Origin of the sequence: Halorussus aquaticus (assembly GCF_024218795.1) — an archaeon.
Lineage (GTDB): Archaea > Halobacteriota > Halobacteria > Halobacteriales > Haladaptataceae > Halorussus > Halorussus aquaticus.
Genome location: NZ_CP100403.1, coordinates 217,724 through 238,943, shown reverse-complemented (window position 1 = coordinate 238,943; position 21,220 = coordinate 217,724). Strand labels below are relative to the sequence as shown.

General features: G+C 53.6%; 12 protein-coding genes and 3 pseudogenes. 7 read left to right on the top strand and 8 right to left on the bottom strand.

The annotated features are described in order from the left end of the window. Window positions 1-4: 4 nt before the first annotated feature. Window positions 5-1,282: a phage NrS-1 polymerase family protein gene (locus tag NGM06_RS23695; protein WP_254270772.1), complete on the bottom strand. Its 1,278-nt coding sequence runs from the start codon at window positions 1,280-1,282 to the stop codon at window positions 5-7. 194 nt (window positions 1,283-1,476) lie between these two features. Here NGM06_RS23695 and NGM06_RS23690 point away from each other — a divergent pair. Then, a pseudogene (locus tag NGM06_RS23690) lies at window positions 1,477-1,889 on the top strand (hypothetical protein); the annotation flags it as partial. Between the two features lie 12 nt (window positions 1,890-1,901). On the opposite strand, the gene NGM06_RS23685 reads toward NGM06_RS23690, so the two are convergent. Beyond that, window positions 1,902-2,879 (bottom strand): IS1595 family transposase, encoded by a 978-nt coding sequence (locus NGM06_RS23685; RefSeq protein ID WP_254270758.1) that lies wholly within the window; start codon window positions 2,877-2,879, stop codon window positions 1,902-1,904. A 116-nt stretch (window positions 2,880-2,995) separates the two neighbouring features. Between NGM06_RS23685 and NGM06_RS23680 the strand changes: the two genes are divergently transcribed. The 3 genes and pseudogenes from NGM06_RS23680 (at window position 2,996) to NGM06_RS23670 (ending at window position 5,000) form a co-directional block, all read left to right on the top strand. Beyond that, on the top strand, window positions 2,996-3,814 hold the full coding sequence (locus NGM06_RS23680) for a hypothetical protein (protein WP_254270771.1): 819 nt from the start codon (window positions 2,996-2,998) through the stop codon (window positions 3,812-3,814). 172 nt (window positions 3,815-3,986) lie between these two features. Continuing rightward, window positions 3,987-4,310: a DUF6788 family protein gene (locus tag NGM06_RS23675; RefSeq protein WP_122106741.1), complete on the top strand. Its 324-nt coding sequence runs from the start codon at window positions 3,987-3,989 to the stop codon at window positions 4,308-4,310. A gap of 93 nt (window positions 4,311-4,403) precedes the next feature. After that, window positions 4,404-5,000 (top strand): annotated as a pseudogene (locus NGM06_RS23670) (DUF8170 family protein). A 455-nt stretch (window positions 5,001-5,455) separates the two neighbouring features. Here the strand turns inward: NGM06_RS23670 and NGM06_RS23665 are convergent. Both NGM06_RS23665 and NGM06_RS23660 read right to left on the bottom strand, forming a co-directional pair. After that, a complete protein-coding gene (locus NGM06_RS23665) occupies window positions 5,456-6,712 on the bottom strand; it encodes an orc1/cdc6 family replication initiation protein (protein WP_254270770.1) in 1,257 nt (418 codons plus the stop codon). A gap of 743 nt (window positions 6,713-7,455) precedes the next feature. After that, a pseudogene (locus NGM06_RS23660) lies at window positions 7,456-7,698 on the bottom strand (BlaI/MecI/CopY family transcriptional regulator); the annotation flags it as partial. Window positions 7,699-7,822: 124 nt separating this feature from the next. Between NGM06_RS23660 and NGM06_RS23655 the strand changes: the two are divergent. Both NGM06_RS23655 and NGM06_RS23650 read left to right on the top strand, forming a co-directional pair. Beyond that, the gene (locus NGM06_RS23655) at window positions 7,823-10,957 is read left to right on the top strand and encodes an McrB family protein (protein ID WP_254270769.1); all 3,135 of its coding nucleotides are present in this window, start codon (window positions 7,823-7,825) and stop codon (window positions 10,955-10,957) included. Between the two features lies 1 nt (window position 10,958). After that, entirely contained in the window at window positions 10,959-12,272 is a 1,314-nt protein-coding gene (locus NGM06_RS23650) for an McrC family protein (RefSeq protein WP_254270768.1), read from the top strand. Between the two features lie 27 nt (window positions 12,273-12,299). Here NGM06_RS23650 and NGM06_RS23645 read toward each other — a convergent pair whose 3' ends face one another. Genes NGM06_RS23645 through NGM06_RS23635 form a run of 3 tightly spaced genes read right to left on the bottom strand, consistent with a single transcriptional unit; the run spans window position 12,300 to window position 16,457 of the window. Beyond that, complete coding sequence (locus NGM06_RS23645) at window positions 12,300-12,524, bottom strand: DUF8139 family protein (protein WP_254270767.1); 225 nt, start codon at window positions 12,522-12,524, stop codon at window positions 12,300-12,302. Window positions 12,525-12,547: 23 nt separating this feature from the next. Then, window positions 12,548-12,898 carry a hypothetical protein gene (locus NGM06_RS23640; RefSeq protein ID WP_254270766.1) on the bottom strand — a complete coding sequence of 117 codons (351 nt, stop codon included), beginning with the start codon at window positions 12,896-12,898 and terminating at the stop codon, window positions 12,548-12,550. A gap of 52 nt (window positions 12,899-12,950) precedes the next feature. Beyond that, window positions 12,951-16,457 (bottom strand): helicase-related protein, encoded by a 3,507-nt coding sequence (locus NGM06_RS23635; RefSeq protein WP_254270765.1) that lies wholly within the window; start codon window positions 16,455-16,457, stop codon window positions 12,951-12,953. Between the two features lie 150 nt (window positions 16,458-16,607). On the opposite strand from NGM06_RS23635, the gene NGM06_RS23630 reads away from it, so the two are divergent. Continuing rightward, a complete protein-coding gene (locus NGM06_RS23630; RefSeq protein WP_256568019.1) occupies window positions 16,608-17,150 on the top strand; it encodes a TATA-box-binding protein in 543 nt (180 codons plus the stop codon). A 5-nt stretch (window positions 17,151-17,155) separates the two neighbouring features. On the opposite strand, the gene NGM06_RS23625 is transcribed toward NGM06_RS23630, so the two are convergent. Further along, complete coding sequence (locus tag NGM06_RS23625) at window positions 17,156-21,097, bottom strand: Eco57I restriction-modification methylase domain-containing protein (protein ID WP_254270763.1); 3,942 nt, start codon at window positions 21,095-21,097, stop codon at window positions 17,156-17,158. Window positions 21,098-21,220 lie beyond the last annotated feature (123 nt).

The window sequence follows — 21,220 nt, the reverse complement described above, 5'->3', positions numbered from 1 at the left end:
GACCCTATGAATGGGGGTCATTTCCGAACAACCGCTTCGTCCGCCCCCAGACAGACTCCGACTGTGACTCCTCCTCGTCATCCAGGCTCACATCAGTGGTCTGCTCCTCGTGGGTCTGCTCCGTCTCTTGCTCATACTCCGTGAGTTCGGCTGTGAGCCGCTCAACTTCTGCTTCAAGCTCGTCGATGCGCTCGTTCTTCCATTCGAGGAGCGTCTCAAGCTCTTCGACACGCTCGGCTAACAGCCGATTCTTCTCGGTGAGATACGCTTGACTCCGCCTTGACTCGTCACGGCCAGTATCGACAGAGGAGTCCTCGGTCGAGGGAGAGTCCTGAGTCTGTTCCTCTCTCGGTTCTGGGTCGTAGAATGCCGATGTATTCCCGACTGCTCGCTCGATGGTCTTCTCCCCGTACGTCGACCCATCGGCGTAGTGGACTTCATCCCATTTCTCACGAAGCAATCCTGACTGCCGGAACAGGCTGTCCATCTCGGTTTGGTCGCCGCCAGTCCAGAACGCCAGCATATTGCAGAGCGCCATATCAGCCTCCGACTGACTATCATATCCACTCGTATTCCCCTTCCAGAGACGCTCGAACTTCGTACCATTCGACGCATTCATTGCCTTCTCCAGCAACTCCTCGTCCTCGAGGTCAACGTCAACCTCACTCGGTCCATCCGCCGTGGACTTCTTGTTAGCGCTCTCACGCTGGTCAGGTTCTGCCTCCGAGCTGTCGTCGGTGTCTTGGACGTACTCACGATGAATGGCCGAGAGCGCGTCCTGCCGTCGTGCAACACGCGACGGCGTCTCCTCGACGTGATCGCCGGTCACAGTAAAGAAGCGCGCCGTCTCGTACAGCTCGAAACTCCCACGTCGATTCCGACCATCAGGGAGGTCCCCCTTGATGAGCACGTGGTAGCCAGTTCCAGAAGGTGAGACCTCCGTGTACGAGTCAAGACGCTCAATGATGTCCAACGCCGCGTCGTCGGCATCTCCCGTTTCGGAGTCACGGCAGTCGTCGAGGTCCACCCCCACAATTGGATCATCATCGGTGAACACGAACCCGACGCCATCAGCATTCCCCGATTCGACGTAGTCGAGCGCGATCTCGACGCCTGTCCATGTCTCTGAATCTGTTGAGGACGCGAACTCACCCGAACCCGGTGTTACTGGAATCTTCGTCGCTTTCCCATCCCGTTCTTCTTCCTTCCAGCACACCCATTGCTCGCGCTCACACAACGCATCCGGAAGCACCGATACTTCGACTAGTGACTCAGAATTCATCCTTGTCTCTCCTTGTATAATTCTCTTGGAACATCGCACACTCACTATCACGACGATGATAAAACGCCACTCGACTAGCAGGCCGTCCGTTACCCTGTCCAACGGGTGCAACCCATTCTATAGTGGTTGGGCACAAGCGAGGATTGTTGGCAGAGTGAACAGGGCTACGAGCATTCGATGACTTTGAGGATAGCCAACTCGGCATCGACTTCAGCAGTAATCTTGAGCCGGTAATTCAGGAGTCTGAAGACTTCTCCCAGTCGCTAGGAGAGGTCTGGACCGATGGACTCCAAGCATACCGGGAAATGGACTACGGTCACCGAACGGTCGTGCACAAGGAGACGTACGTATCGCCGGGAAGCGTCCACAGTAACCAAGCTGAGTGCCTGTTTTCGCCCGTTCAATCGTGGCTGCGGAAGTTCCGCGGTCTGTCCAAGCAGGGCTATAGGCCGATCACACCTTCGGCATCGTTCGGTCACTCCATCTGGCTGGCGAATCCACCGATTCAATCATTGGTTGGCTCGTTATCGGGGCTTTCCGCCGTTCTACAGAAGAGCGCTATCTCTTAACCAACAACCGTCTGTGGATACTACCGCATGTTGGTTAAGACCACACGCTCTTATGTAGAACTGTGGAAAGCCCCGATAATGAGACAATCAATGGCTGACTCGATAGATTCACCAGCTAGGTTGAGTGACCGAATGATGCCGAAGGTGTGAGCGGCCTGTTCCAAGCCCTGCTTGGACAGGCCGCGGAACTTCCGCAGCCACGGCTGGACGAGCGAAAACAGGCACTCAGCTTGGTTAATATGGACGCCTTCTGGCGATACGTATCTCTCTTTGTGCACGACTGTTCGGTGATCGTAGTCCATCTCTCGGTAGGCTTGGAGTCCGTCGGTCCAGACCTCTCCCAGCCGCTGGGAGAGGTCTTCAGCCTCCCGAATCACTGGCTCCAAATCACCGCTGAAGTCGATACCGAGTTGACCACGGATCACGCGAAGCGAGTCGCGGCACGCCGCGACGAGCGTCAGCTGATCACCGTGGCGGCCCCGCCAACGTGAGCGGCCAGTTTGGGACGAGCCGCCGCGAGAACGGCTGTTTCGCGGCGGCTCTTGTCCCTTATACCCCGAACAGACTATGCCAGATTCGTCAACTTGCGTCCGTCCATCGATGGTCTGGTCGAGGAGTCCCCAAACGACGGGGAAGCCGCGATGGATCGCGGCTTCCACCTCTCGAATCGCCGTGTGAACGGTTTTGTAGGCCCGACCGAGCAACGGCGCGATCTGGTTGATACTGAGCAACGTATCGGCGTAGAGCGTGAACGCGAGAAGTACCTCGCCGCAGGTGAGGTGCTTCTCGTGAAACGGCGTTCCGTAGGTGTAGACCGGCTTGAAGTTGCAGTTACGACACCAAACGCGGTCGAGATGCGGCCACGTTTGAACAGAGTTGTGCCCGCACCGTGGACAGGATGTATTCTCCCAGAATTCCTTGAGTCGCCGCTCGATGCCCGCATCGAGCGGCTCGGTGTCGATCTCGACGACGCCCAGCTTGATCAACTCTCGAAACATCGCGCCGAACGCCGGCTGAGCAGAAGACATACTCCCAGATTATAGCTGGCTCAGTGTAACTACAGGGTCTTTCCGTAGCTCTACACAAGAGCGAGTTTTTCAGCGCCCGCCGAGGGGCGGAGGCGCAGTCCCGTCTCCACCGACCCATGACCGACCAATATCTAACGACCGTTCTCGACAAGGCAGAGCGAGTCGCAGAGCACCACGAGCAGGTCGCCCAATCTTCGGATCATCCGGAACACGAGTATCTTCGGTACGCCGTCCTTCGGCTGCTCGAAGGCAAGGCTGACGAGACATCGGTGGAAGTACCGCAGATTGACGGCGTGACTGTCGGCTACGGAGAGGACGACGCGATGTGCAACAGCTGGGACGACGACGTCGAGTGGTGGGAGACGGTTCCGCCGCAGGAGGCATGTACTCGCTTCCGGGTATTCTACCCCGACGAATACGACGCTGTTCCGCGAGTCATCGTCGACGTGATGGCAGCACTCGGGGCGTGGCGTGTCTGGATCGGGAGCGCTGCCGCCTGTGGCTCCTACGACCATCGCGAGCGGCGGGAAGTCCACTATCTGTGGCCGGAGGGGCATCCGGTCGAGGCCCTGCTTGCGAATCGGCTCCAGGATCCCGAAGCTGCGGTTGCCCCAGACGGCGGCCGCTCCGGCGACGTGCGCGATCGGATGGTCGTCACGGAGCACTCGCCCCAGCACGACGACCTCGAGCCGCGAACCAGCCGTGCCGTCGACGAATCGATGGCCGTCTCGCTGCTCGAAAAGGGTGGCCGCTATGAGGTCCGATCGGCGTCCGGAAACTGGTATGAAGTCGACGTGATCAGCGAGTCGTGTACGTGTCCAGACTGGCGGAAGCGTACGCCCGAGGGCGGCTGTAAACACCTCCGGCGAGTCGATCAGGAGATCAAGCAGGGGCGGGTCCCACGACCTGATGGGCGTCTCCCCTCGAACTCGTAGGATCGCCCAGCGTTCGAGATCTCCCGAGGCTACTGTAACATCAGACGAAACTCCTTGATGGAGAGTTTCGAGTAGTGAGACGGCTGCTGGAGAACCGGTGAGAACAGTTGGCAGCAACTTAACCAACAAAACTATGCAGTTTGCGCCTGTGTTGGTTAACACAGATCGGCCCATGTCCTACGAGCCACCGACGCCCCCAGCGGACCTCCCCACCGACGTCATCGACACACTCAACGGCTATTCACCCGAGCTGCTCCGAGACGTTGCCCACTATGCCGAGGACCTCGCCGAGCATCGCGAGCGCGAGGCCCGCCTTGCCGAAGCGGAGGAGGAAGACGAGATCGACGAGCGACCCGATGACCTCCCCGATGATGTCCCGACGAAGGCGACGATCACGATCAAGGAGATCAACGACAACCGCTACTACTACTGGCAGTGGCGAGAAGGAGATCGCGTCAAATCAAAGTACAAATCCCCAGTGAATCCGGACGAGTAGACGAACTAGTACCTCAGTCGGATGGCCAGTTGTTCGGGGAGACACCCCGTCTGCGAAGTGAAAGACGCAGGGTACGGGAGAATGCCCGGCTAGATGAGTGAGGATCCAGTCACTGTCGACGAACTCGCCGAGAAAGCCGACGAGTATCTGCACGAAGCCTCACTCACACCGGAAGAATACGAAGCCCTGAAACAGAGTGTTGCGGAGCTCACGCCGATCTTCTCAGCTAAGAATTCGTACTTTGTCCTCGGCAGCTACGGGAAACATGAAATCCGTCGTCTCCAGCTCGTAAAAGATCGTCTCAACCGACAGCCCGGTGCGTACGCGTTTCTGATGGTCGACATTCGAAGCGAGTGACCGAATACCTACCTCAAGTTCCGGCTGCTCGCCGATCACACAGACGTCATCGTGGGCGTCACCGAACACGCTCAGGGCTGCTTCCTCGTCGAGCAGGGCTACTTCACAGCCCTAGAGGAGTACTTCGCGAAGACGCACGTGTTCAAACGCGAGTACAACACGATAGATGCGGACGCGATCGACACGAACGTAGCCGTCGAGAGTCCCTACAGTGGAATGCAGACCGCGATCTTCGAGATGCTCAACGATGCTAGGCGTCTCTGCCGGTGGACGACTGAGAACGACCTCGTCGAGTGTACCGAGGCTCTCGTGAGTGATCAGGAATACCCGTAGACAGAGACTAATCGGTTACTCACACCCCCGACGTTTCTGTCGTTTCTCCACGAAATCCTGTTCACTGATGGCCCAGACAACAAATGAACTCGAACAGGAAGACATCCCCCGTTTTCGAGTAGTAAGTGCGGGGGTGAATCCGTGCAAGATTGGGTCTTCGAACCACGAAGCCTCACGGGATAAGTAGTCCACTGGAGAGCGATTGCAAATGCTCGTAAATGAAATATCGTTTAGATTTTGTCAGACACTCCACTATTGCCAGTAAAATCGGAGGGCAAGACGCTATTAGATGAAATTGGCAACGGTGGTCCCGATAGTAACTAGTCGGATTGATTGGAACAAGGAAGTTACTGGCAACACCGGAGAGGGTACTGGAGAAACTGGCACTGACGGTTGCGCGGTTACTGGCAAAAGTGGAGAGGGTATTGGCAGTACTGGTGTTGACGGTTGAGAAGTCACTCCAGAACCCTATGCCGCTTGGCAGTTTCACGAATGTCGTCGAGCTCTCCTAGCTCGCTCTCAAGTGCATCAAGAGCTGACGACAAAGAGACATCAAGCTCGTATTCGTTGTAGTTCCCGCGTCCACTCGACGAGTCGACCAACCGTAAGATTCCGTGGAGGCTCAAATCCGACAGGTGGTCGTGTACTCGCCTGCGTTTCAGTGGTTCACTGCCGTGATTACGAAGAACCTCTCGATAGCGCTCATAGATCAGTTTCGTCCGTTCGGGTGTTTCTCCTTCTGCCGCTAGCTGACAGACAGTCAGCAACACATATTGTCCCTGCCGGGTCAACGAATGCATCCCTTCGACAACCTGTTGTCGCTGGATCTGATGCTTGGCCTCCCGAACGTGGTCTTCGGTGATTTTCGCCTCTCCACCCGCCATCGCGTCGTTCTCGGCGATATCAGCTGCTTTCCGGAGTAACCGTAACGCCTGCCGAGCAGATCCCGAGTCCTGTGCAGAGAATGCGGCGCACAGTGGGATTACATCTGATTCGAGGACATCGTCGTAGAGCGCGATATCGGCTCGCTGCTTGAGAATATTCTGCAGTTCAGTCGCGTCGTACGGAGGGAACAAGATTTCCTCTTCGCAAAGAGTGTCCTTGACTTTCGGAGAGAGGTTTTCTCGGAACTTGAAATCGTTCGAGATGCCGACCACACCGATTTTCACATCGAGATCCAATTGCGAGCGTGCTCGTGGAAGCTCGTACAGAATATCGTCATCCGAGCCGATGTTATCGATCTCGTCCAGAACCACGAGAATAGTCCCACCGATCGACTCAAGGTCGTTGTAGAGTTCGTTGAAGATGCGTTTTTGTTGATACCCGGTTTCGCTCATCGGTTCGCGCGAAGACGAGACTGTGGTGAGAGGGTGAGAAGGAGAACGAATCTCGTTCACGAGATTGACCGCTACCTGATAGGATGTGGTGCAGCCAGTACAGTTGAGTTCAATAACGTTGAGATCGACGTCGTCGTACTCTCCGGCGGATTCTTGCAGCTCCTCAAGAAGATCGTGCGTAGCAGCTGTCTTCCCGACGCCGGTAACGCCATAGAGAAAAACGTTGTTCGGTTGCCAGCCTTGAATGACGGGACGGAGAGCGGCCGCATATTCGTCGAGTTCTTCGTCCCGCTCCTCGAGTGTCTCTGGCTGGTAATCATCCCGGAGGACGTCTTTGTCCTGGATGATGAACGATTCTCGATTGAATCGGCCCATAGGCGGACTCAAGACGAAGAACCATCATAAAACCATGGGTTCCAGTATCACCACTAACCCACCACTCGAACCAATTATGCCAGTATCGCATCCGCTTATAAAACACACACACTCCACTATTGCCAGTAAACCTTTGCAACAACTGGAGGGGGTCGTTGACCCCCCTCTCTAATCAGCGATACTCTTAATACATTGCACGTTAAACCAAACCCGTACTGGGGAAAATTCGACTAGATATAGTAGATTTAGATAACAGTGACTAGACTAGAGACGTGACATCTTCTGCCCTCCTGTCCATTCTCCCCTCGTTACTGGCAATGGTGGAGTGAGAGAGATACTTAAACGACGGTATTATTGGCAATACTGGCAACCCTGGTCGCCCTCTCCCTGCTACCATCGTTGCCTGCCCGATATTCCAGTCGAAATCTACCCTTCCCGACACCAATCGATCGATGACCGTGGACCTCTTTCCACATGTTTCGCTCGTTCCCACTTCCCGATAATGACCGTTTCTAAATCTACTCTCCGCGATCCCTGTCGTTCATCGTGGTTCGAATTTCGACCGATACAGATCATCGATTAACCAACAAAGCGCATTTATTGACGGTATGTTGGTTAACTATTCATGGTTTATGCTCGATTCGCGGTCGGCACTCAGTACTAGTACCGTGATTTCGGCGTTTCGCGATTCCACAAGGGTTCGCTTGATTGCCGCTCGATCTCACCCAATCGGAGACAGGATATTACTGCATTGGCGACGCAGCTTCCGAACCGACGGGTGAGTACTCCCGGTCCCGACTCGTCCCTTCCGCATCAAGTGGGTTGTACTGGACCATCTTGGAGAGATACATCCGCACTGTCCGTTTCGTCCAAGGATCGTCGACCTTCTCGGTATAGCGGTCGTGAATCTCGCTCGGCCCGAGTGGCTCGTGATCGCGAACATTGTTGTAAACGACGCGCTGGTGCGGCGTGAGCGAGTCGAGGCTCTATTGACTAGATTCGGATTTCTGCTTTCTAGAAGATGTTCCGAACATACCGACCGCGGAACCGTCCGCAGGGATTTAGGTGACTGGTTTTATTTAGCCAATAGGCAATCTATTGGTATCATCGATGACTGATACCTACTTCGTTCATACTAATCGGCAACATCACAATCCAATCGATTTTGAACGACTATTCGAGGACGTCAGCGTAGCAGCGACGTTTGCCGACAAGTCGGAGTACGGAGAACAGCTTCAACCCCTAAATGAGGGCGACAGGGTGCTGATGTATGATCAACCCTCTGGCACCTATGTTGGAGTTGGGACTGTGTCGGAGCCGTGGAGTGGTGAAGGTATTACCGACCCTGAAAAGAAGGTAGCCCCAGACGATGATGTCGAAGAGTTTCACGTCGGCATCGATTGGGAACACTGGCGGCGCCCGACGAATGGCTACAATCGGGCGAAGGTCAACCAGGTCTTAGATTACGACGAGGCGTATGCGCCGCGCCAGTCAGTCATGCCGATTAAGAACAGGTCGGAGGCGTTTAGCCGAGTTTATGACGTAATGAGCGATGGGGGGGAGATGTCCACGATATTGACTTCCGCCCAGCGGGAGGTGCTTGAAGAGTGGCGAGAAGTCGCGGAAAACCACACCGCTGGCGAGGAATTTGATTTCGAAAAACACGACAGGACGAAAGATATCCGGGATCGAGCGGATGCGTTCATCGACGATCCCACCTCGGAACGGTTCAAGTCGATGTGGGACCGGATGCATGCCGCTATCCAACGTGGTAACGCCGAGAACATACTGTCTAAGTGGGATAATTCGATTGATGAACTTGCGGATCTTATAAAAGAAATTCGTGATGCCGATCAATACGACGACCAGTGGGAATCTGAACTAGGTGGTAAAACGACGGTCCGGGAACTCTTTGGCAACCTCCATATTGAGGAGTATCCGATCATCAACGCCGCTACTGAGAGCGGTCTGGCCTTCTTCGACTACGACCAACCAGACTCCTACGCAGAGGGCGTCGAGGAGTTCGAAGATTTCCTCGAAACATATGAGCAAGTTGTTGGCCACGCGACAGCGGAAGCTGATCACGGACTCGAGGTCCCAATCCGGCTTGAGGTGGATCAACTATTCAATGTGATCGACAAGGTCGACGAGTCGAGTATCGAGAACGAATCTTCTGACGCGGCAATCCGACTCTATCGGACGGTGCTCGACGCTAAGACTGACTCTGGTACTGAGGGCGGCGATGGATCGACGACAACAATTCAGGACCTCGCAGGGACGGACACCAACCCGTTCTGGATCAATCAAGGTAATCAAGCTGAAATTCGAGACGAATATCTGAGAGCTAAAGTAGACAACGAGTGGCATCACGATCTTGAACGGGTAGCAGAAGGCGATGTAATCTTCCATAATTTCGACGACGAGCTCATCGGTTACTCAATCGCCACGGGTCACTACGAAACATACTCCTTCCGCGACCAGAAGTACCAGCGAATCGCTGTCGACTTCCACTGGTTCAACGAACCACTCCCTGTCGATAGCGAACTTAAGGAGACTCTCGGTCAAGATAAGTACAGAACAGAGAAATACTACCCAATAAACTCAAACGATCACCTCGCACAAGCATATCTTGCGGATCTCTCGGACGCAGCCGCAAACTTTCTCCTCAGCCAAGTTGATATCGACGTCGACAAGGCGACCTCAACCGACGCCACTGAACTACCGTCAAAACCGAATAGTGCTGAAGAAATCGAACGCCAGCTCTTCCAGAACAAGCAGGTTATCTTGTATGGTCCTCCTGGAACGGGGAAGACCTTTGATGCGAAGCGTTTCGCAAAACGATGGATCCACGAGAAAACCGAGAGGGAGCCCACAGGGAAACAGATTCGCTCGGTGACGTTCCATCCCTCGTTTTCTTACGAGGATTTCATCGAGGGGCTGACTGCCGACGCAACAGAGTCTGGAAGTGTTACCTACGATGTCGAGGACGGGGTGCTGAAACACGTTGCTGAGGACGCGAACGACGCGCTAGAGGCAACGCCGGCGGGTGAGCGGGCACCGCCGTTTGTCCTAATCATCGACGAGATCAACCGCGGAAATCTCGCTCAGATCTTCGGCGAAGTCATCACCCTTCTGGAGGCTGATAAACGAGGCAGCTTCGAGGTCGAACTCGCACACTCCGGCGATTCGTTCACGCTACCCCCGAATCTCTACATCATCGGGACAATGAACACTGCCGACCAGTCGATATCGCTGGTCGATACGGCACTCCGTCGACGGTTCCGATTTATCGATTTCCCACCAAATCTCGATGTCGTCTTCGAGCAGTACGACACCATCGACGCCGAGATGGAACCCGAAGAACTGCTCACAGCACCTACTGGAGTCGTCTCAGACAGGGACCGGCTCTTAGCAGCGAGTATCCTTGCTATTGATGAACTCAACGAGCGTATTTTGGACGCGGCACAGCTTGGGAAAGGTAAACAGCTCGGCCACACCTACCTCCTCGAACACGATTCGAAGGCAGCAGTCGTCGACGCGTGGCGCTTCGACATATTGCCTCAGCTGGAAGAATACTACTTTGGGCAGCTCGACCGGCTTCGAGAAGATCTGCTTGATGGGACTGGCGAGACACTATTTGACTGGAATACTGAGCGTATTCAGTCATTCAATGCCAACGACCTCTATACGGCGCTCTGTACGCTCGGCGGAATCGAGAATCCAGTCGATCTGTCCGGCCAAGAACGCGAATCATCAGTAGAATCAGATTCTGACTCCGCTGACGACACATGGAGGGTGGGAGAACGAACAACTGAGGCGTTCCGTGACCGGATTTCGTCAACGCTTGATCCGGCGAACGCCGAAAAAATATTCCAGTTGATTGATGATGCCGACGATATCGCCAATCTTGATCTTGGGGACGGCGACTATGCGAGTCTGATGGTAAAAGCAGATTCGGTCAACCCATCTGTCGGGGTTATCCAGATTGAGGAAGATGGTACGATTGGGTTCCGGTGGAACTGGGTAGTCTCGAACGACAACAGTGAGGTTTCACCGGCGTTCATCGATGATGCCGCCACGGTCTTCGAATCGGTTACGGGCTATCAACACGAGTGGGACCCGGAAGACGGGGAGAACGGGGATTTCGAGAGCCCTGAGCTCAACGTACAAGATCTCGCACAGTCAGATATCGACGATCTCATCGAAAGCCTTCGCGAGTTCGTCAATCGGGCGAACGAACAATAGCATGACTGAGTTTCTCCCGATTGGCGGGATCGGTCCACAGATCGACGAAGCTGGCGGCACCGAAACTGAGCCTCCGTCGGAGCCAATCTCTCTCGGGGAACATGAGGAGACGGACCCTTTCCCCGTTTCGCAAGCGGATGCCGAGTTTTTAGAGTGTATGGAGGAGCGTTTTGGGACTGCACCACTCGATGTTTCCTTCGGGAGCGATGGGCAGGTAACCCTCTCTAGTGGATCGTACGTAGGGGTACTTACGCTGCCCAGCGGTGTTCGCGTCGAGGTCACCCCAAAGCGGACTGTGACCCGGCTACTGTGGGCGCTTCGGTACGCGTTTGATACACCGGTCGACACTCTCGATTTGGAGACGGACTTCACAAGTGCCTCGTCATTTTTTGACGCGATTGGAATCCTGTTTCGGGCTGAACTCCACTCGGTGTTCTCTCAAGGTCTTCATCGGGATTATGTCTCCACGAGTAGCATCGAAAAACGTGTGAAAGGCCGAATCGACGTACAACGACAGCTTCAGCGCCCCTCTCCTGTCACGACCGACTTCGCCGTCGACTACGAGGAATTTACCACGGACAATACACTGAATCAGGCGGTATTGGCGTCAATTCGGGTACTCATCACTCTCGTAAGTGATGACGACCTTAGGAGCCAGCTCAGAGTACAGGAGCGACAGCTCAGGGAGTTCGTTAGCGTGGAACCGGTACAGCCAGCAACCGTTCGACGTATCGAACTCTCTCGACTGAATGACCACTACACGACATTACTCGAACTGGCGACGCTGGTGTTAGAGCGAGAATTTTTCGAGGATATCCGTGCCGGGACCCAGCGCTCGCTGGCGTTATTCGTGAATATGAATACCGTCTTCGAGCGGATCGTCGAACGGGGGTTTCGTGCTGTCGCACAAGAACTAGAGGGTCTTCGCGTTGATGGTCAGGCCTCGATCCCGAACCTCGTCGACGGTCCCCACTCGGTTTCAATGCGACCGGACGTCCTCGTCCGGACAGCTGGTGGGGAACCGATACTCGTCGCCGACGCGAAGTGGAAAACCAACCACGAATCGCCGTCTTCTAGCGACGTGTATCAGCTGACCTCTTACATCCTCTCGCTCGAAGTTCCAGGCGTTCTAGTCTATCCCGGTGGAAGTGTGAAGATGCCTCCCTCAACAGTCGAGGGGTACTCGTTGCACTCCTTCGCAGTGTCGACTGACGCCGACACAGGTTCCTACGATGAATACGTGCAGGATCTTGAAGCAAGTGTGGAGCGATTATTCGATCAAGTCGTTACCGAGGCCTCCGAATCCTCTCGATGAATACTCGATTAGGTGGTTCGAAGTCATTCACTGAATCGGAGGACGGATATCTTGCCATCGAACATCAATCGTTTCTCCCGATTCGAGCTGGATTCGATAGAGCCGTGAGTCCCGTGAATCTCCTGTTTCTACGCCGGCGTCGTCCCAGAGAATATTCACAACTACACCGTGGTCTCCGTGATATTGGTGGTCTGGATCGGTCTCGTCGGGGATGTCAATTCGGACCCGATCTCCTTTGTCTGTGTTTTCCATAGTGTACAGGTGGTGTCTTGGACTCATCCCCGCTCGGCGATAGATAGGTAGAGAGCGTAATTATCAGTTAGTTCTCCAGTATCCCGATCCTCAGTACGTTGAAGATTGACTTCGACACGGGTAGTATCGTCTTCAAAATCGAGCAAGGGCTTGAGGAGGGCTCCTGCTGCCTCAATAAATTCAGGAGTTCCGGTAATTCGAACCGTGGAGATCTCTGTTGGATACTTACTACCTGAGAAGTCGGAAGGCTTCGGAATCACGGCGTCTTTGAGCTCTCCCTCACTTGGTTCGTCCAAACCTTCCATCCACTCCATCGCTTGTTGTTTTACGACGTGTCCAGAGTCAGTGGTGGGCAGTTGGTCTAATTCGGCCATGGTTAGAGTTGGCTCCTACAGCTATTTGAACTTCAGCGCGTTGGGAAGCGATCTAATCTCCTCCTTTCAAATACATCCCCGCGACGACATGGGGCGGTTCTTCCTGTTCTTCCGCCCATTCCTGACGTTCCTCGTATTTCTCTTGTAAATTGTATCGTGAGATGATCTCTCGAACAGCAGCTACCAGTTCTTCCCCCGTGACTTCCTCGTTACGCAAGTCTCGGAATTCGTCGAGGATCTGGTCTGCCGATACAGTCTCAACGATGTCCTGGAATTGTGCTAGTGTCTGTTGTTGGTCGGTATTTTCTACAGACGACGCGACTTCTCCAAGTTCGTCAATCACGTAGTCCCGATCAATGCTCGCACCTTGACGGGCTTCTCGCTGGAATTGCTGCCGTTTCCCCATGTCCTCGCCGAACTCCGTCCGTGCCACCTGTACCGCCCGTTCGTAGCGACTGTCGAACGTCTCTGCGTCGACGGATGCGACTGGTTCATCGACGGGACATGTGATTGTTTCAACGATGGTGTCCTTCTCCTGTGTGGCAAGGTCCTGACCTCCTTCGCTTGGGAACGTAACGAGGTACGGGGTCGTGTAGTCTCCTTGCCGATAGACAATGACGACGCCGTCGTATTCTCGATCCCACTCCATCGCACTTCGAATACCGTCACGGTCATCCAACCAACTGAGGAGATCCGGATGTTCCTGTTTGAGATCCTGAAGGCTGCTTGCCGGACCGATAAGATCGTCACTCCCGATGATCTCGTTAACGTCGTCTTCGACCTTCTCGATGTCTTCTTCGGCGTAGATGTCCTCCATGTACGACTTGTTCACGTTATCTTCCGGGCTCAGGATCTCCCCGTCTTCGCCGAGAACACTACTGATCTCTTGGACCCGAGACTCAACCCGGTCAACGATACCGAGTTCCTCTTCAAGTTCCGTTTCCGGCAGGAAGTTGAGCGCGTAGATGTCGTCGTGGCCACTCCCGAGGCGGTCAACACGACCGATTCGCTGAATTAGACGCAGGGGATTCCAGTGCAGGTCGTAGTTGATGACTAAATTCGCATCCTGAAGATTGACCCCCTCCCCCGCCACGTCGGTCGCAAAGAGGACGTCAATCTCCTCGCTCGGGTCGATTTCATCCCGTGCATCGTTCGCCTCTGGAGCGAAACGCTGGATGATGCTCTCCACGTTTGACGTGTCACTCGTGGCACTGGCAAACCGAACATCATCAGAGATTAGCCCGCGGTCTTGGAACTGCTCAAACGCAGCTTCCAGATACTCTACCGTGTCTGTAAACTGCGTGAACACGATAAGCTTCTCAGCACGGTCACCGCGTTGGAGGATCTCATGTGACCCAATACGGAGGTTTCCGAGAAGCTGGCGGAGCTGTTCGACCTTGTCATCCATCGCGTAGTCGTTCTGGATGTCCTGATGGAACGGTTCCAGCGTGTCTTGCAGATCAGCTAACAGTTGGATATCGGTCTCCAGATCACGCTTCAGCTGTTCAAGATGGAAGGCCTCTGTTTGGTACGCCGCGTACTCTCCCTCCTCAACCATTTCGTCGATCTCTTCAAGAATTGTATCGATCTGCTCTCCACTGTTGATGAGTTCGGAGACGTCGCTCCCGACGGCGACCGTACCTTCGTCGAGGAGATCCCGGAACATTCGGTAACTCCGAAGCATCCGATTGAGAGACGTGTAGAAGGCATGGACACTGCTTTCCAACCGCTTCAGCAGGTTGGACTTCATCAACCCACGAATGCTCCTCCCCATCGAAGAGAGGTTCTGATACGGGTCCTGATTCGCGTACCCCGTCTTCAGGTATTCCTCTTGACCCAGTGAGTACCGAGCGAACGTGAGGTCTTCCAGCGTCTCCACAATCGCATCGTAGAGTGAATCATTCACACCATCTTCCGTCGAGTACGTCTCATGCAGATTGTAATCGACCGTCTGTAAGTGCCGATCTGGGAGGTACCGTCGTTCGCCACCCATCTGGAGATACAGATTGCCCTCTTCATCTTCCTCACCGTATTGGTCGATGATGTCCTGGCGAGTCCGCCGCACCATGACGTGGCTGAGAAGATTCGAGAGGTCAGTCTCGTCGTTCTCCGCCATCTGTGTGAAGTCGTAGAGGTTGGGGGGCGTAATCGGAATCTGCGTGAGGTCCTCGATGTGGAACAGCTTAATCTGATTGTAGACGTCCCACGCGCTTTTCGTATACGGTGTCGCAGTCAGGAGAATTGTCTGATTGACCGTCGGCAGGAACGACTGTAGATTGTCGTACCGGTGTGTATCGTCGTTCCGGAAGTGATGCGCTTCATCAACGAGACATACCGTCGTGTCGTCATGCTCTTCCAGGAGCGTCTCGTGGTAGTCCTCCTTCGAGACCATCCCCAGACTGATTACTTCCGCGTTGAAGTTGTACCGCTTGTTGACCATCCGCTCCCACATCGGCTGAAGATGTTTCGGCGAGATGATCAACATCTTCCCCTTGTTACCACGGAGACGATTCCGAGCGTGGAAGTGTTCGAGGAGGCCAAGGCCGACGAACGTCTTCCCCATCCCGACCACGTCGGAGACGAGGACCCCGTCGTATTTGTTGGCGATTCGGATGCCCCGATTCACCGCCCACTGCTGGAACTCATAGAGATCCTCGTATACGTCGAATGACTGGAGATAGTCTTCAGCAGTCTCTAATGTCTCCTTGTAAAGCTCGTAGAGAATCTTCGTGTACACCAGATACGGCGCCGGGAGACCAGTACCACTACTGACCTCACGGAGCGTCTCCGTCGTGTCATCTGGGAGTGAATCATCCGGCAGTGCCGGTGGCTCGTCTTCCGCCGAAACGTGACCCGGATTGTTCGAAACCCAAGAATCTTCGAATGCGTCTAGGAGGTCGGCGTCGAATTCTACGGCGTCGTCCCACAAGTCATCGAACCAGTCCTTCAGTTGCGTAACTCTCTCGTTGTAGACGGGTGCGTTTAGTTCCGTATTGCTGTGGAGCCCACTGAGACTGAGATTCGACGAACCGACGACGCCGACGTCTTTGGGTGTAAAGATGTCCCCTTCGTCTTTTTCGAAGAGATATGCCTTTGCGTGGAACCGTTCCTGAAGGTACAGCTTTGGCTGGATACGTCCCTGTTCTAGCCAGTCGATTAGCTTCGTGAAGAACGCTTGATTCTCTGCAGTCGGGTTTTCGTAAAGCAGCTGGTTCGAGTAGTTGTTCGCGGTTTCGGCACGAATTTCTGTGCGCTCACTCCACTTGACGTTCTGTGATTGTTTGAATTTCGTCCCAGTGAGACGGAGGTTCTGATGAGCCTCTATGAGCTCGTCCAACCCCTGCTGATCTGGATTCCCTATTAGGACTTGGAGTGTACCACCGTTGTCGAGGAATTCATCCAGCTCTGGACGAAGTCGCTTCAGGCCGCTCATATAGAGGTACCCGACAGCAATCCGAATCCGATCCACCCCGTCGCCTTCGAGCCCGGATTTCAGGACCTCGTCTAGGTGCGAGTAGCGCCGGTTATCGATGATTCCTATTGATTCGTCATCACTCATGATTTCGAGCGGCTTGACTGCGATATTTGTTTATTATCTTAGTGGTGCAAACCGTGAAGGAGATTTGCGGAAACATACACTACACTGGAACAAGCCACATGAAAAATGTTTCATCGCACTACTGAGTGATTCACCAGTAGTACCAAACAAATGGAGATCGTGAGTATCATGGGAAGCGGCTCCTTAGGCAGGGAAATCAACTTGGATCCCCTCGTTACAGGTTTGAAAGATGAAGTCGGCGATATCTTGGAGACGAACTTCCAGAGTGCTGGGATAGTAACCGTGAAATTCGGAAGTGAAAGCCCAGCATTTAGTATTTATCGTACAGGAGCGTTTCAAGTCCGCGGAGCATCTGATCATGACGATCTGAACGACTGGATCGATCAATTTCTTGGAATATTATCTGAGATTGGATTCGATATTGAGGACGCTGAATTTGAAGAGAAGACAGCTGTATTCATGGACGAGGTTCAGCAGAGTGTGAATCTGGAAGCACTCACGATTCACCTTGGTCTAGAATTCACGGAGTACGAACCCGAGCAATTCCCGGGCGTAGTGTATCGGCCAGCAAACCAAACTGTTACGCTCCTTGTGTTTTCGAGCGGGAAGGTACTAGTTCTGGGCACCACCGAACAAGGGTGTGCAGAAGCTGCTTTCGAGTCCTTGAAAAAGGAGATTAGAGCGATCAGTTGAACTGCTTATCTGGAATAGTCATACTGGGGATTGTGTTGTACGATAGTCTCACAGAGTGATGGATTTTCTTCAGGTTGCCTCATCAGTCTATCCCGGACCATGCGAACCATCTCTTGGTAGAACTCGCTTTTCTCCTCTACAGAGGTAAGACCGATCTCATCAAGGAAAGGCTCGTCAAGGGATCTCCGATCTTGCTTCATCTCATCTAAATCGAAATCATCCGGGGAATAAGCCTGCAGCTCCTCAAACACATTGCCAATATCGCGGCTCATCACTTGTTCGAGTGTCTCTTTGATGCCCTCCTCAATCCCATCTGAAGCATTCAGTATTGGCATCTGTTGATACTCGAACTTATCCATCCTCAGAGTATTTGTCCAAGCACGAGCGGTCACCTCGGTCATGAACCAACCTAATGTTGTATTCATGTAACCAGCTAGGTACTCTGGTGACACAAACTCTGGCTTTGGAAGGTAGAAGAAGTTATCTGCTACCTCAAACAGACAGGGGTTGTAATGGAATTGGAAATTAGCGTTGAATGTTCTATTCAGTAGTAAGAACGGGCGATCACAATCTGACTGCTCATACCAAGGAGAACCACTTAGTGTAGGTCGGTCCGGAAGTGGTTTATTCGTTCTACCCCAGATTGGTTCTTCTCCAAGGTTAACATATTCGATTACTTGCTCGTTTTGTAACTCGGACTTCCCTCCTTCAATCTGGAGATGAACAGAGTTCAAGTGGCTTGGCTTGATCGGACTTTGTTTGATCTCCCGATTCTTTACTAGAATCAGGTTAGGAACCAGTCTTCGGCTATCTCCTTCATAGATGTAGTCAAAGTCCTCAATAAAGCGGTCGGGGACCTCATCGGCATCTCTCATCCAGTATTCCTTTTCGATATAGTAGTCTTCTCCTGAATCAGTATGGTGTAGCCTGAGATCTCCGCTAGATTCCTCCACAGAAGACTCGAACGTATTATTGCTGTTCCCCGGACGAGGGACGAAGAAGAATTTGTTTGCACCGCTTGTGGTGCCACGTTTAAGCCCCTGCTCATCACTTACGAGGCTCCCGAGAGTGGCAAATTTACTTCCAGAGTCCCGCCAAATAGTGAAATAGAGCGTCGGTGCCTCAATAAACCGGCCCCAGATTCCATCCTCATAAGAACCGGTGGGGAGGCATCCACTGTCCTCATACGATTCAAGCGAAGACTGGTTACTCACAAGACCCACTTCTTCTGAGAAGACCTGTTCAGTTTCCTCGGTGTCGATCTCTTTCGTACTTCCTCCACCTAACCTCCACAGACTCTCATGTGGAATTGACGCAACCCGTATTCCGTCACTTGTAGTGACTTGCATGGTTTCTTCGTCCAGCGGAACAGTTTCCGCCGACTCCTCGGGGGAAACCAAGAAATCTCCGAATTCATTTGCATAATCATAGTCGAAGAAGCCGCGATTGAACCGGACGAAGCGAGTATTCTCGTTCAATACCTCCTGAGACTTCCGATTCGCAACTGTAATGTACGTGTTGACGTCAGCGTCCTCGAAGGATTTCTCACTGGTATTGCCGAGAATGTACGAAAGATCGGTTAGTTTGAGCAAACCTTCGTGGAGCCGCTTCCCGTAGCCGATATCAAGCCAAGAGTTCGAGGTGATGAATGACAGAGTTCCGTTCTCCCGCAGCAGATCGATTCCCTTGAAGTAGAAATATATGTATATGTCGCTTCTTTTGTATGGCTTGATGTCAAATGTCTTCTGTACATACTCTACAAGGTCGTTTTTATACTGGTTCCTAAGATCCTTGACCTCACTATCTTCCATCTCATCAAGGCGTTCTGGGTGAATCCCCTGGTCGATGATGTCCTCTTGACGGACGTATGGTGGATTACCGATCACAATGTCGAACCCACCTTCTACCATTACGTCGGAGAAGTCGATGTCCCACATGAAGAACCCAGTAGCCCCGGCCTCGTCAATCGCGTCGCGAGTCTCCTTGAGCTCTTCAATCCGCTCCTCGACGTCGTCATCAACTTGATCGTCCTTTGTGTCCCCAAAGAGGGTCTGCTGAGAACCGTCTTTAGATAGGTTGTCGATGAGACCGTCGATGTGATTCTTGAGAAGTTCCACCTGCTTCTCTTCGATCTCCTGTGTCCGATCGGCCTCTCCTTCGAAGTGTTCGCGCTTCAGCTCTTTCAGTTCAGTAAGGAGGTCGCCAGTATCCCCATCTAACGTTCGCGTGAGGGTATCTAGGGAAACAAACTCTCCATCGAGCTTCTGAATCAGGCTGTCGCCAACCTTAAGCTTGAAGGAGAAATTTGGAAGCACTGGCCGCTGGTCGGGGAGTTGCTCCTCGCCCTCAACGAGCGAAAGCCAAAGACGGAACTCAGCAACCCGAACCGCCCAGTCCATGATATCGACGCCGTACAGATTCTCGTTGATGATCTGCTCTTTGAGGTGGTAATCCGGAGTCGTACCGAGCTTTCGGTAAAGTTCGGTAACCACTTGCTTCATTCCCACCAGGAACGCACCACTACCACAGGCGGGGTCAACGATACGCAGTTCGTGGAGGATACTCTCCAGTTGCTCTGTTTTCCCGCTGCTCTCCGCATCCCAGTCCTGTGGCTCACTGAAGATAAACTCGACAATCTGCTGTTTTCCTTCGGCATCGAGATCGTTTGCATGGTCACAGAACTGCTCGTACAGTGCCATCCGGCACATCAGATCCACCTCAACACGAGGCGTGTAGAAGATCCCAGCTTCGCCGCGTTCCTGCTCAGCAATCAGAGACTCGTAGATCTTCCCGAGCATCGCGGGATCGACGGCGACGTCGATATCGTAGGGGCTCTCCTCGGTGACGGTGAAGTTGTACTGTTCGAGGAACTCTTTGATCACCGACTTCAGCGCAGAATCTGATAGGAACGTGTCGCGTCCGTCCTCCTCAGTCGGCTGGAAGAGTCCACCGTTCATGTACGGGAGCTCAGCAATAGCCGTCTCGACTTCGGAAGGGAGGTCAGCATCGATCTCTCCGCCTTCCGGACTGTTCATACCCTCGAAGAACAGCGCCGAGAGCCACTTCTCGTGGAACACGTCCTCCTCGTCGGACTCCTCGTACTGCTGGTGGAACCATCGGACGAAGTCCTTCCGGTCACCAATCCAGCCCTTCTTCTGGAGATAGTAGAAGAACATCAACCGGTTTAGCATCGTGTGTGCGTACCGGTCGGCGTCCTCAATCTCCAGTCCCTTACGGCGAAGTTCCTTACTGAGCGTGTCGAAGGCGCTCTTGTAGTTCTCGTAGAAATCCTCAGTGACGGGCTTAACTCGGAACGCCTCATCGATGCGTTCTGCCAGCCGCCCTTTGCTGGCATCCATACTCGACAGCGCATTTGCAACGGTGCGGTGGGTCTCGCCTTCCCCGAGGGTGTACCGGCGCAGAACAGGACGGCCAGTCGTGATGTCGTCCGTGCCTTCCTCGTAGGGTGTGACGAGGTGCCAGATGTCCTCGTCAGGAGCGTGGAATACAGTCAGGAAGGAGCCGTCGATGGCCCACCCACTCGTTCGGTCTGAACGAGTGAGGCTCTGGATGGCGTTTCGTTCGGCTGTCCGGGTCAGCTTCTCCAGTTCGACGTAGATGACACGGAAGTTTCCTGCTTCGGCGAATAGTCGAGCGGCGTTCGCCCGAGCTGTGTTCGGCCACTCGTGAACGGGAATATCCTGCCAAGTTGCGTCGCCCAAGGCAGACATTGTCTCTTCGAAGTTGAGAACTTGAACGAAGAGGTCTTGGAAGAACTGGGTAGCCGCCTCTCCGGTTGAGCGGTAATCTCGTTCAAAATCGTCTAAGGAGAGGTCCTCGTCTAAACGGCGACGAATTTCCTTGGTTTGCTCCTCAGTCATGGATATCGAGTTTAGAGGAGGTGGTTTCTTCGAAGTAAATGGACATACAGCACTATCCTCGGTCACGTGTCTTAAAAGTTGATCAGACATTCTCGCACGGTCCACGGAACGACGCTTCTGAACACCTGGTTGCCGAACTGGAAATTGGAGGTGGTAGGAGTCGATAGGATTCTCTCCAAGCCCGTCAGG